General features: G+C 36.7%; 13 protein-coding genes. 7 read left to right on the top strand and 6 right to left on the bottom strand.

The genetic code is table 11. From position 1 onward, the window contains the following. Positions 1-203: 203 nt before the first annotated feature. From rnjA to def, 3 genes are all read right to left on the bottom strand, one after another. Complete coding sequence (gene rnjA, locus AC6CHV_RS08770) at positions 204-1,871, bottom strand: ribonuclease J1 (RefSeq protein ID WP_121445034.1); 1,668 nt, start codon at positions 1,869-1,871, stop codon at positions 204-206. 6 nt (positions 1,872-1,877) lie between these two features. Further along, positions 1,878-2,087 (bottom strand): DNA-dependent RNA polymerase subunit epsilon, encoded by a 210-nt coding sequence (locus tag AC6CHV_RS08775; RefSeq protein WP_099363155.1) that lies wholly within the window; start codon positions 2,085-2,087, stop codon positions 1,878-1,880. Positions 2,088-2,663: 576 nt separating this feature from the next. Then, positions 2,664-3,218, bottom strand: a complete 555-nt coding sequence (gene def, locus AC6CHV_RS08780) for a peptide deformylase (RefSeq protein WP_440273338.1) — start codon at positions 3,216-3,218, stop codon at positions 2,664-2,666. 194 nt (positions 3,219-3,412) lie between these two features. Here def and AC6CHV_RS08785 point away from each other — a divergent pair, with 194 nt between their 5' ends. From AC6CHV_RS08785 to lpdA, 5 genes are all read left to right on the top strand, one after another. Further along, positions 3,413-4,081 carry a YkyA family protein gene (locus tag AC6CHV_RS08785; protein ID WP_341332017.1) on the top strand — a complete coding sequence of 223 codons (669 nt, stop codon included), beginning with the start codon at positions 3,413-3,415 and terminating at the stop codon, positions 4,079-4,081. Between the two features lie 723 nt (positions 4,082-4,804). Beyond that, positions 4,805-5,914: a pyruvate dehydrogenase (acetyl-transferring) E1 component subunit alpha gene (gene pdhA / locus AC6CHV_RS08790; RefSeq protein ID WP_121445031.1), complete on the top strand. Its 1,110-nt coding sequence runs from the start codon at positions 4,805-4,807 to the stop codon at positions 5,912-5,914. A 3-nt stretch (positions 5,915-5,917) separates the two neighbouring features. Next, positions 5,918-6,895, top strand: coding sequence for an alpha-ketoacid dehydrogenase subunit beta (locus tag AC6CHV_RS08795; protein WP_341332016.1), 978 nt, complete (start codon positions 5,918-5,920; stop codon positions 6,893-6,895). 136 nt (positions 6,896-7,031) lie between these two features. Further along, positions 7,032-8,327, top strand: a complete 1,296-nt coding sequence (locus AC6CHV_RS08800; protein WP_341332015.1) for a dihydrolipoamide acetyltransferase family protein — start codon at positions 7,032-7,034, stop codon at positions 8,325-8,327. A 6-nt stretch (positions 8,328-8,333) separates the two neighbouring features. Next, positions 8,334-9,743 carry a dihydrolipoyl dehydrogenase gene (gene lpdA, locus AC6CHV_RS08805; protein WP_341332014.1) on the top strand — a complete coding sequence of 470 codons (1,410 nt, stop codon included), beginning with the start codon at positions 8,334-8,336 and terminating at the stop codon, positions 9,741-9,743. A gap of 38 nt (positions 9,744-9,781) precedes the next feature. Here lpdA and AC6CHV_RS08810 read toward each other — a convergent pair whose 3' ends face one another. Next, positions 9,782-10,162 (bottom strand): hypothetical protein, encoded by a 381-nt coding sequence (locus AC6CHV_RS08810; RefSeq protein WP_341332013.1) that lies wholly within the window; start codon positions 10,160-10,162, stop codon positions 9,782-9,784. A 266-nt stretch (positions 10,163-10,428) separates the two neighbouring features. Here AC6CHV_RS08810 and AC6CHV_RS08815 point away from each other — a divergent pair, with 266 nt between their 5' ends. After that, a complete protein-coding gene (locus AC6CHV_RS08815) occupies positions 10,429-10,668 on the top strand; it encodes a hypothetical protein (RefSeq protein ID WP_121445026.1) in 240 nt (79 codons plus the stop codon). Between the two features lie 81 nt (positions 10,669-10,749). Here AC6CHV_RS08815 and AC6CHV_RS08820 read toward each other — a convergent pair whose 3' ends face one another. Continuing rightward, positions 10,750-11,178 carry a DUF1885 family protein gene (locus AC6CHV_RS08820; protein WP_341332012.1) on the bottom strand — a complete coding sequence of 143 codons (429 nt, stop codon included), beginning with the start codon at positions 11,176-11,178 and terminating at the stop codon, positions 10,750-10,752. A gap of 280 nt (positions 11,179-11,458) precedes the next feature. Between AC6CHV_RS08820 and AC6CHV_RS08825 the strand changes: the two genes are divergently transcribed. Then, positions 11,459-11,575 carry a GapA-binding peptide SR1P gene (locus AC6CHV_RS08825; protein ID WP_099363145.1) on the top strand — a complete coding sequence of 39 codons (117 nt, stop codon included), beginning with the start codon at positions 11,459-11,461 and terminating at the stop codon, positions 11,573-11,575. Positions 11,576-11,628: 53 nt separating this feature from the next. Here the strand turns inward: AC6CHV_RS08825 and AC6CHV_RS08830 are convergent, their stop codons facing one another. Continuing rightward, positions 11,629-13,101 carry an aminotransferase class I/II-fold pyridoxal phosphate-dependent enzyme gene (locus tag AC6CHV_RS08830; protein WP_498078750.1) on the bottom strand — a complete coding sequence of 491 codons (1,473 nt, stop codon included), beginning with the start codon at positions 13,099-13,101 and terminating at the stop codon, positions 11,629-11,631. Positions 13,102-13,203: the final 102 nt, after the last annotated feature.

The following is a 13,203-nucleotide window of genomic DNA, read 5'->3' on the forward strand; positions in this document are numbered from 1 at the left end:
GTTTTCATGCATTGAAAAGCATGCTCACGTAAAAATATGGAAGCATGTCCCGCGAGAAGCCTCTAGACTGACAAACTTGAGTAAAAAAAGAATTGAGATCTAAACTAAACTTGGTTTATTTGTGTAATGGTGAAAGTAAAAACCCACTGAGGGAAGCCTCAGTGGGAATCAACATTGAATATTACAAGGGTTAACGGACTAGCTTAAACCTCCATAATGATTGGTAAAATCATTGGACGGCGTTTTGTCTTTTCATATAGGAACGGTGCAAGCGTGTCTGTGATTTCATTCTTAATTTCAGACCATTGGGTCGTGCGACGCTCCATTACTTTATTTAAATGTTTCGTAATAAGACTCTGTGCATCATTGATTAAATCTCCAGACTCACGCATATACACAAATCCTCGAGAAATTAAGTCAGGTCCTGCAGCAATCTTAAAGTCCTTCATATTAATACTTACGACAACTATCACAAGACCTTCCTCGGAAAGGATGCGGCGGTCTCGCAACACAATATTTCCGATATCACCAATACCGCTACCATCGATATACACATTTCCTGATGGAATTTTTCCTGCAACAGATGCTTCATTCTCACTTAAGGCAAGAACCTCTCCATTGTCCATAATAAAGCAGTTTTCTTCAAATACACCACAATCTACAGCAGATTTCGCGTGCATCTTTTGCATCCGGTATTCACCATGAATTGGCATAAAATACTTTGGTTGCATTAGACGAAGCATTAATTTTTGCTCCTCTTGGCCGCCATGACCCGATGTATGGATGTTACTTAGTGTTCCATGAATAACATCGGCGCCTGCGCGGTAAAGCATATTGATGATTCGACTAACGCTCAGTGTATTTCCTGGAATAGGTGATGATGAAAATACGACTGTATCCCCAGGAATGATTTGAATTTGTCGGTGTGTACCATTCGCAATTCTTGAAAGGGCAGCCATTGGTTCCCCTTGACTTCCAGTACAAAGAATAACAACCTTATTTGCTGGGAGACGATTGATTTGGTTAGCATCAATAAAAGTATCCTTTGGGCATTGAATATAACCTAAATCATATCCAATTGTGATTGCTGATTCCATACTTCTTCCAAATACTGCGATTTTTCGATCGTTTTGAACAGCAGCTTCAACCACCTGCTGTAGGCGATGAATATTAGATGCAAAAGTAGCAAATATGATTCGGCCATCTACCGTTCGGAAAATATCCTGAATACTTTCTCCTACACGTCTTTCAGACATTGTAAAATGTGGTATTTCCGCATTTGTACTATCTGAGAGCAGGCATAGTACTCCATCTCTGCCGATTTCCGCCATTTTTTGAAGATTCGCTGGCTCCCCAACAGGTGTGAAATCAAATTTGAAATCCCCTGTATGTACGACTTGTCCAGGAGGCGTTTTTACTACAATTCCGTATGAATCTGGAATACTATGCGTCGTTCTAAAAAAAGTTACCGATGTTTTACGGAATTTTATTATGTCATCTTCCTTAATTTCAATCAACTTTGCCTGGCGAAGTAGTCCGTGCTCTTCTAGTTTGTTACGAATTAAACCTAGGGCAAGCTTACCTCCATAAATCGGTACATTGATTTCACGAAGTAAATACGGGATTCCGCCAATATGATCCTCGTGACCGTGCGTTATGAATAAACCTTTAATCTTGTCCTCGTTCTTGACTAAATAGCTGTAATCAGGAATAACATAGTCGATTCCTAACAGCTCGTCCTCCGGGAATTTAATCCCAGCATCAATCAGGATAATTTCGTCCTGAAACTGTACGCCATAAGTGTTTTTACCAATTTCCCCGAGTCCACCTAAGGCGAAAACAGCTGTTTGATCGTTCTTTACAAATTTCATAATTCATCAAATCTCCAATACATTATAATCTTCATTTAGTTGCTCATACTCAAGATAGGCCCCTTCCACCTTTTGAATATATTCAATGTTAATTTTCCGTTCCTTTAATTTTTGGCGAACCTCAACTTGAGATTCTGCTTCAATATACAAAGTTTTTGTATGTTCTCTTACTGGAACTTCTAATACATCCTCTTGGTAGTAAACTTTAAAAATCATTGCCAAATCTCTCCTTAATTTCCGAAAGTTAGAGTAACTTTTTCTATTATATAAAAATATAACAAGTTTTTCATGTTTTTTCTTGCTTTTCCTAAATATTTCTTAACATTGCATTGCTTATAGGTAAAAAGAGGGGGTTAGTTTAGGGGTTACTATGTAATTTATTCTAAAATTATTGAACCGTACACCTAAATGTCTATTATACCATTGAAAAGCATGATAGTATATAACAAGCCCTCCATAACGAAGGGCTCTTTTCGTCATTATTAGTTTCAACTTCACTAGGAGGCAAGTTTTTTGTTATTAATTCTTATGCTATTGATTTCCTTTTTAATAAATCTTGCCACTGCTTAATTAATTTTTTCCGTAACTTTTTTAGCATGACTATCATCTCCTTTTTTCTCAAACTTTAAACATCTCAAGAACGTTGATTTTGGGTTAAAGTTTTGTCCTTATTATGTGGAAAAAAGGGTCAAATTATCATAGCTAATAAAAGAAAGGTAATTTTGGCGAAGATGAATAAGTCAATTTGGCCAAACAAAAGCACTATAAACTTAACGTATAAATAATTACTTACTAACGCTCGATAGGGATCGCGTTGTCCGGTTCGGCAAACGGATTTTCCTCATTGATATGATCATAGAACATAACTCCATTTAAGTGATCTATTTCATGCTGAAAACAAATAGCAGGTAAACCTTTTAATTTCACAATCACTTCATCGCCGTCTATGGTAGTTCCTTTTACCTTAATTTTTAGGTAACGCGGTACATATCCTGGTACAGCTCTGTCAACAGACAAACAACCTTCACCAGTTGTTAAATAACTCTTTTTTATAGAATGACTAATAATCTTTGGATTAAACAAAGCATAACTGTGTAGTTCGTCATTTTCATCTTTTAAATGTACAGCAATCATACGCTTTGACACATTAATTTGCGGTGCAGCAAGCCCTATACCTGGTCTTAATCCGTATTTTTCAGCAATTTCAGGGTTCTGACTGTTTTTCACATATTCTAATAGTTCTTTAAGTATCTTGCGGTCTTCCTCTGATGCAGGTAAAGGAACCTCATCTGCAACCTTCCGTAAAGTTGGATGTCCTTCCCGGATAATATTATCCATTGTTATCATTTTTATCACTTCCTGGTCTTGATGCTTATATCTATCTTAAGTTTAACAAAGGTTTTTTCATTTTCAAATATAAAAGTAGGACTCTAGTCTGTTCTAAAGCATGTACAAATTCATATATTTAGTTGAAACCTAAAAAATGTTATGAAATCGTATTATAATATAGTATATTTGAAGTAGCTAAGGGGGAGCAGATATTGAAAAATAAAACGTTAAAAGTTGTATTTCTTTGTGTTTGTATGAGTTTTCTCTTAATGGGGTGTTTGGGCGGCCCCACACCTGAAGAACAGGTTTATGAGACTTTAGAAAAAGTGGTAGCAGTAGAAAAGGACTTTGAAAAACAACAAAACCCATTGGTGGAGCTTGAGAAAAAAGAGAAAGAGCTTTATGATAAAATTTTAACATTGGGTATGAAAGAATTTGATCAAATTGTTTCCTTATCGAATGAAGCATTGGCAATTGTTGGAGACCGCGAAACTCGAATTAACAATGAACAAAAGAGCATCGAAGCATCCAAGAAGGAATTTCAAAAGGTTGATGCAATTATTTCTGAAATAAAAGAGGACAGTGTAAAGGAAGAAGGTAACGAACTTGTATCGTTGATGAACAAGCGTTACGAAAGCTACGAGGATCTATACACTGTATATAAAGAAGCCATAGAGCATGATAAAAAATTATATGAAATGTTTCAAAATGAAGAATTAACATTGGATGAATTAGAAAAACAAATTAATCTTATAAATGAAACGTATGAAAAAGTAGTTGCCGCAAATGAAACGTTTAATAAATTGACTGACCAATACAACAAAGCAAAGGTTACTTTTTATCAAAATGCTGGACTAGAAGTTGTCTTTAAAGAGGAATAAAAATATTAATACCGTGAAAGGGCTATCATTGTGATAGCCCTTTTGTTTTGACTATTTTACGAAAAAAGTAAGGTTTTTATAGTACAGATGCTAAATGTGTACTGATACAGATTGTAAAAATGGGAATTTATACAAAACAGAAAAAAATGGTGGACAAGTAATAAAACAGTAAACAAACAATTTGACGTGTGTCTTACGTTGTTGTAAACTTGGAAATGGATAGGGAGCAGTTGTATTAATTGCTTTACTAAAATAATTAATACAGGTTCATTTAGGAGTCAGAATATCTTTTTCGAGCATGACAAAAAATTATTACATCTAAAGACTTCGTCCGAATGGATAATAGTGGTGTTCAAAAAAGAGAATGAGGACCGCGTTGACAAAAACGCCACGTCCTGTGGCATTGTCGACACTAGCACATCCTGTGCGTCGAGAGTTCAAGGCGGCGCAGCTTTGAGTACCGTAACGTATGCCTTTAATACGTGAGGAACGGAAAAACAAGCCAACGAAGAAATTAGATGTGTCATATTCATTCGATTTTTTGAACTTCCTCTTAATTATGTCTTTGAAAAGATATATTTTTGGGTAACCTAATGCTGTATGTTTTGTATCAACCTTAACTTTATACTGGGTTCTTCTCCATCGTAAAGTTAAAGCCCCCTACCATAAATGGTCGGGTGCATTTGATTAAAGAAAATAGGGTAAGAAAGGAAGCGAAAAAAGATGGCTGTAAAAGCAAATGTCTTTGATTTACAAGGGCAACTGGATAAAGTTGCTGAAAACTTTCCTATGTTTCAGATCTTAAATGAAGAAGGAGAAGTAGTTAACAAAGATGCTGTTCCTGATTTAAGTGATGATCAATTAAAAGAATTAATGAGAAGAATGGTTTATACAAGAATCCTTGATCAACGTTCAATTTCGTTAAACCGTCAAGGACGTTTAGGTTTCTATGCACCTACTGCAGGTCAAGAAGCTTCACAACTTGCATCTCAATTTGCACTAGAAAAAGAAGATTTTATTTTACCAGGTTACCGTGATGTACCTCAAATCGTTTGGCATGGTTTACCACTATATCAAGCATTCTTGTTCTCACGCGGACATTTTCATGGGAACCAAGTTCCTGAAGGTGTTAATGTAATTTCTCCACAAATCATTATTGGTGCACAATACATACAATGTGCTGGTGTTGCTTTAGGGATGAAAAAGCGTGGCAAGAAGTCAATTGCTATTACTTATACAGGGGATGGCGGTACTTCTCAAGGTGATTTCTATGAAGGTATTAACTTTGCAGGAGCTTTCAAAGCACCAGCAGTATTTATTGTTCAAAATAACCGTTTTGCTATCTCTACTCCAGTTGAAAAACAATCTGCAGCCAATACTTTAGCTCAAAAAGCAGTTGCAGCTGGTATCCCTGGAATCCAAGTTGATGGGATGGATCCACTAGCTGTATATGTAGCAGTTAAAGAAGCTCGTGAGCGTGCAGTAAATGGAGAAGGTCCAACGTTGATTGAAACAATGACTTACCGTTACGGTCCACATACAATGGCTGGAGATGATCCAACAAGATATCGTACTTCTGAACTTGACAATGAATGGGAAAAGAAAGATCCACTCGTTCGTTTCCGTAAGTACCTTGAAGGAAAAGGAATTTGGAATGAAGAGTTAGAAAACCAAGTCATCGAAGAAGCTAAAGAAGACATCAAGAACGCAATTAAAAAAGCGGACGAAACACCAAAACAAAAGGTTACTGACCTTATTTCACATATGTTTGAAGAGCTTCCTTTAAATTTAGAGGAGCAAATGGAAATCTATAAAGCGAAGGAGTCGAAGTAAGCCATGGCGCAAATGACAATGATTCAAGCAATCACTGATGCGTTACGCACAGAATTAAAGAATAACCCAGATGTCTTAGTTTTCGGTGAAGACGTTGGAGTTAACGGCGGTGTGTTCCGTGCTACTGAAGGTCTACAGGCTGAATTCGGTGAAGATCGCGTGTTTGATACACCACTAGCTGAATCAGGTATTGGTGGTCTTGCTGTTGGTCTAAGCTTACAAGGCTATCGTCCAGTTCCAGAAATCCAATTCTTTGGATTTGTCTATGAGGTTATTGATTCTATTAGTGGTCAATTAGCTCGTATGCGTTATCGTTCAGGTGGTCGTTACACTGCTCCAGTAACGATTCGTTCACCTTTTGGTGGCGGTGTACATACACCAGAACTTCACGCAGATAGCTTAGAAGGTTTAATGGCACAGCAACCTGGGCTAAAGGTTGTTATTCCATCAACACCTTATGATGCAAAAGGTCTATTAATTTCCGCAATTCGCGATAATGACCCAGTTGTCTTCCTTGAGCATATGAAACTTTATCGTTCATTCCGCCAGGAGGTTCCAGAGGGCGAATATACAATTGAACTTGGGAAAGCAGAAGTTAAGCGCGAAGGTACAGATATTACTATGATTTCATATGGTGCGATGGTACACGAATGCTTAAAGGCTGCTACTGAATTAGAAAAAGAGGGCGTTTCTGCAGAAGTTATTGACTTACGTACAGTAAGCCCATTAGATATTCCAACGATCATTAGTTCTGTTGAAAAAACAGGACGAGCTATCGTTGTTCAAGAGGCACAAAAACAAGCTGGAATTGCAGCAAACGTTGTTGCTGAAATCAACGATCGTGCAATCTTAAGTTTAGAAGCTCCAGTATTACGTGTAGCTGCAGCTGATACAGTATATCCGTTCTCTCAAGCAGAATCAGTTTGGTTACCAAACTTCAAGGATGTAATTGAAACTGCGAAGAAAGTATTGAACTTCTAATATATAACCAATTAATCGAGGATTAACTATCCTTAACGGAATAAATAAGCCTGTGGCGTATGAAAGTTCAACAAGTAGTCATGCGCCGACAGGTCATCTTTTGACAAGAATCTAACAATTTTAGGAGGCGAAAACCGTGGCATTTGAATTTAAGTTGCCAGATATCGGTGAAGGTATCCATGAAGGTGAAATCGTAAAATGGTTTGTAAAACCAGGCGATGAAGTAAATGAGGACGATGTACTATGTGAGGTCCAAAATGATAAAGCAGTAGTAGAGATTCCTTCTCCTGTTAAAGGGAAAGTACTTGAAGTACTTGTAGAAGAAGGTACTGTTGCAATTGTAGGAGATACGCTTATTAAGTTTGATGCTCCAGGATATGAGGACCTTAAATTTAAAGGCGACGAATCTGATGAGGCTCCTAAACAAGAAGTTCAGGAAGAAAAAACAGCTGAGGCTGCACCAGAAGCAACAGAACCTGCAGCTGATGTTGATGTAAATCGTCGTATCATTGCTATGCCTTCTGTTCGAAAATATGCACGAGAAAAAGGAATTGACATTAAAAAGGTTGCAGGAAGTGGCGAAAATGGTAGAATAATGAAGTCGGATATTGATGCGTTCACTTCTGGCGGTGCAACTGTTGCTACAGAAACACCTGCAGCTGAAGCTCCAAAATCAACAGCGGCAGAAGCAACGACAGCTCCTGCAAAACAACCAATTCCTGCGGGCGAATACCCTGAAACTCGTGAAAAGATGAGTGGAATTCGTAAAGCAATCGCCAAAGCAATGGTTAACTCAAAACATACAGCTCCACACGTAACGTTAATGGACGAAGTAGATGTGACAGAGTTGGTTGCACACCGTAAGAAATTTAAGGCTGTTGCAGCTGAAAAAGGTATTAAATTAACATACCTACCATATATCGTAAAAGCTTTAACTGCGGCATTACGTGATTTCCCTGCGTTAAATACATCACTTGATGATGCAACTAGCGAAATTATTCATAAGCACTACTTCAATATTGGTATTGCTGCTGATACAGAAAAAGGTCTTCTTGTTCCTGTTGTTAAAGATGCGGATCGTAAGTCAATTTTCTCTATCTCTAATGAAATCAATGAATTAGCAGGAAAAGCTCGTGATGGTAAGTTAGCTCCTAATGAAATGAAAGGTGCTTCATGTACTATCAGTAACATTGGATCAGCTGGTGGACAATGGTTCACTCCTGTTATTAACCATCCAGAAGTTGCAATCCTAGGAGTAGGCCGAATTGCAGAGAAGCCTGTTGTTAAAAATGGTGAAATTGTTGTAGCTCCAGTCCTTGCTTTATCATTAAGCTTTGATCACCGTATGATTGATGGTGCTACTGCACAGAACGCACTCAACCAAATCAAACGTTTGTTAAATGATCCACAATTATTATTAATGGAGGCGTAATACAACATGGTAGTAGGAGATTTCCCAATTGAAACAGATACAATAGTTATTGGTGCTGGACCTGGTGGATATGTTGCAGCGATTCGTGCTGCACAACTAGGACAAAAAGTTACGATTGTAGAGAAAGACACTGTTGGTGGTGTTTGTCTTAACGTTGGATGTATCCCTTCTAAGGCGCTAATCTCCGCTGGACACCGTTATGAAACAGCTAAGAATTCTGATTCAATGGGAATCAAAGCTGAAAATGTAACACTTGATTTTACAAAAGTTCAAGCTTTTAAAGATAGTGTTGTTAAGAAATTAACTGGTGGAGTTTCAGGACTATTAAAAGGTAATAAGGTTGAAGTTGTAAAAGGGGAAGCATATTTCGTAGACGCAAACTCTTTACGTGTAATGAACGAAGACTCTGCACAAACTTACAATTTCAAAAATGCAATTATTGCTACAGGTTCTCGTCCAATCGAAATACCATCTTTCAAATATTCAAAACGTGTTCTTGATTCAACTGGCGCACTTGGACTTAAGGAAGTACCAGAAAAAATCGTCGTAATCGGCGGTGGTGTAATTGGTATTGAACTTGGCGGTGCTTATGCAAACTTTGGATCACAAGTAACAATTCTAGAGGGAGCAGATGATATCCTTCTTGGTTTTGAAAAGCAAATGACTACAATTGTTAAAAAGAACCTTAAGAAAAAAGGTGCGGAAATCATCACTAAGGCTCTTGCTAAAGGTGTTGAAGAGACTGAAAATGGTGTAACTGTGAAGTATGAAGCAAAAGGCGAAGAACATTCAATTGACGCAGACTATGTATTCGTAATGGTAGGTCGTCGTCCTAATACTGATGAGCTTGGATTAGAGCTTGCTGGTGTTAAAATGAATGAAAGAGGCGTTATTGAGATCGATAAACAATGCCGTACAAGTGTAAGTAATATTTACGCAATCGGTGATATTGTTCCCGGACCTCAATTAGCACATAAAGCATCATATGAAGGTAAAATTGCAGCAGAAGCAATTGCTGGTGAGTCATCAGAAATTGACTACTTAGGTATTCCTGCTGTTGTATTCTCTGAGCCTGAACTAGCTACAGTTGGATACACTGAGCAACAAGCTAAAGAAGAAGGAATTGAAATTGTAGCAGCTAAATTCCCATATGCAGCAAATGGTCGTGCGCTAGCACTTGAAGCTACTGACGGTTTTGTAAAGTTAATTACTCGTAAAGAGGATGGACTACTAATCGGTGCTCAAGTAGCAGGGGAAAGTGCATCAGATATTATTTCTGAATTAGGCCTTGCTGTTGAAGCTGGTATGACAGCTGAAGATATTGCAATGACAATTCATGCTCACCCAACTCTAGGTGAAATCACAATGGAAGCAGCAGAAGTTGCTTTAGGATCTCCAATCCACATTGTAAAATAATAAATGTAAAAAATCGCTCCGAATATGGGGCGATTTTTTTATTTTTTTGAACTTGTTGAGGTCGATAAGACGTTTTCAAGGGGTATGATAATTTCTTCTTTGTCGACATTCCCTTCAATTTTTTCAAGGACTTTATCTTGTTCAATAATTAATAAAGAAGGATATTCATCAATCTTATACTTCGTATACAATCTATTATCTTCAGACGAAACAACCTTCATATTTGCGATTTCAGTTGGGAATTTATTTCTAAGCTCCAGTAAAGCATCATAATAATTACTTTCATTATGAATATTATCTTCATCAGAAAAAAAGATGATTTGTTTGTCTTTGATTTCTGGCAATGTAGGTTGTGTTTGGTATGAAGAACATGAGGAAAGGAAAATAAAAGAAAGTATGATTAGGGTAAATTCTTTCATTTTGTTAATCACTCTTCCATAAAATAGTCAAAAGTATAGGTCTTTAATGCTAAATTTAAATAATACAAAACGCCTATTTTTTAATTTAAATTCATTTTATCATGTATTCTTAAAATTCTTTCCAATGTCATTGATTTGTTACATAAATGAAAAATACTACCATATTTCTGTGCATATTAATTAATATAGTAAACAGAAATTCATAGAGACTAGAAAGCGAAACGAGATCATAGTTCCTTTATTGCTGATAAAAGGGGAGTTTCTTCATGAAGGTATATGTAATTGGATTAATCCAGGTATTAATATGGAGTACATTTTCGTTGGTTACTTGGTTATCACGTTCCGATAGTCTGTTTGCGAAAGGGATATTATTAGTAATCTTTTGTTATCTTGCATTTTTAATAGCAAACAAAATTGGACTAACAAGAAAGAGTTCATTCTTGATTACGTTCATTTCCTTTTTATGTTTTTTCTCATTTGAAAAGGTTTTTTGGGCATTTACATAGAAAAAGACCACCTCACAATGATATGGTCTATTCTTACTTACACTTGAAAATTTAGTTAAAGAAAACAGAGAACCTTAATCGTTATTTTCGTTTGTAAAAATACATAATTCTTCCGTTAAATAGATGTAATTCTCCTTCAAGTTTTTTTGCTAAAAACTTACAGAACTCATTAGCTTTTCCTTTATCGCCAGTGGTTGACACATGTGGAAGGGTTACTTGGATATAGGATTGCTCGATTTGCTCACCGTTATCACCTTCAAGTGCCTCTTGGCCAACGCCAACTACGATTGCATTATACTTTTGATGATCGGATTTTAAATAAAACCAATTATGTTCTTGGTTCGTCTCTTTTATGTGGTATGGAAATGCAGCATTGTCGTATTCCCAATCTAGTTGCTGCCCTGTTTTCCTTGTAATTTCCTTGTAATAGCTAAAGAGATCTTTTACAACATCTAGTGATACACTTTGTGTATTTGATGCAGGAACAAGCTTAATGAATGCGTTTTCCAAACTCTTCACTCCTACTCCAGATTGATTAATTATGTATGTTTATATCTCTAAGTTACTACTATTCTAGCATTGAATGGGTAATACTTACAACTTTGTGTTGTGTGCAGTAAATATGTATCGCAATTCATCAAGTATGATAAAAAATAACTGAAAATAATTTAAAATGTTATACAATTAACTATTGACGAACAAATTGTGACATACTATTATATAAATAACATAACATAAAACGTTTTCAAAAGAAGTTTATGAATCTACTTTTCGAAAGGGGCTTTGAATAATGGGTACAATCATCTGTCAAACATGTAGTGAAACAATTGAACATTTTGAGTATGAGAAGGTTACAACACTTTATTCAACATGCGACCATTGCGATTGCAATCACGAAGAGAAATAACTTTATAAAAAATTAAAAGCATGCAAAAAAATTTGCATGCTTCTTTTTCGACTTTATTTAATTGCTTTGTGCTCTTTGATAACTCGCAAGTATTTTAAATCATAATCCTCTGGTCCTTGAACGGGGAGACCTGCTTCAATATTGGTTTGAATATACGTTAAGTTCTCCTCAGTTATAATTTCTCCAGGTATGAAAATCGGAATGCCTGGTGGATAGACCATTATAAATTCAGCAATTACTCTGCCAGCTGATGCTTCAAATGGAACAACCTCTGTTTCAGAATAAAATGCATCCCGAGGTGATAAAGCAAGTACCGGGATATCTGGAAGTAAAACTTCTGGTACAATTCTAGATTCTGAAAGGTGTGAGACTTCGTCAGATAAATTTGCAAGTGCATCAATTAGTAAATCAGCCTCTTTCTTAGTATCACCAGGTGTTACAATACAAAGAATGTTGTAGAGGTCGGACATTTCCACTTCAATATTGTATTTTTCACGAAGCCAGACTTCTGCATCTGAACCTGTAATACCGAGGTCTTTTACAGAAATTATTAATTTTGTCGGATCGAAGTCAAATGTGGCTTTAGAGCCTAAAATTTCGCGTCCGATACATTTAAGTTTTTCTATTTCATTGATTTTTTCTCTTGTATAGTTGGCTAATTGAATTGTTTTTTCAATCAGGTCGAATCCCTCTGTCACTAACCGTCTTCTCGCAACATCCAAAGATGCTAATAATAAATATGATGTAGACGTTGTTGTTAACATACTTAAGATTGTTTGAACCCTGTTAGCTGACACTAAGCCTTCTCTAACGTTTAAAATTGAGCTTTGTGTCATTGAACCACCTAACTTATGGACGCTTGTTGCAGCCATATCTGCTCCAGCCTGCATGGCAGATAGCGGTAACCCATCATGGAAGTGAATATGCACGCCATGTGCTTCGTCAACGAGTACTGGTACTTCATAGGAATGAGCAATATCGACAATCCTTTTTAGGTCAGCAGCAACGCCGAAATAGGTTGGATTAATCACAAGTAATCCTTTTGCGTCTGGATGCTGTTCAAGTGCTTTATTAACAGAGTCTGTGGTGATTCCATGAGAAATTCCCAAGGTATTATCAATCTCTGGATGAATGAAAATTGGCACTGCACCGGAAAATACAATGGCCGACATTACAGATTTATGGACATTTCTAGGTACAATAATTTTGTCTCCTGGCCCACATACTGCCATGACCATTGTCATAATTGCGCCACTTGTACCTTGTACGGAAAAGAAAGTGTGATCTGCACCAAATGCGTCAGCTGCAAGGTCCTGTGCCTGCTTAATGATGCCTTTAGGTTGATGAAGATCATCTAAGGGTCCGATATTAATGAGATCGATTGAAAGGGCATTGTCCCCGATAAAGTCTCGAAATTCTGGATCAATTCCTGCACCTTTTTTATGTCCAGGTATATGGAATTGAGTTGGGTTCTTTTTTGAGTGTTCAACAAGACCAGTAAATAATGGTGTTTCATTTTGCGACAATTGATAACCACACCTCTTTATTTATATTTCAGTTTAAAAATGAATGTTTTATTCTACTTTTTTCTACATAAAACAAGTGAATTATAGCATTTCTCTTACCGT

Source organism: Ferdinandcohnia sp. GQ5 (assembly GCF_059759275.1).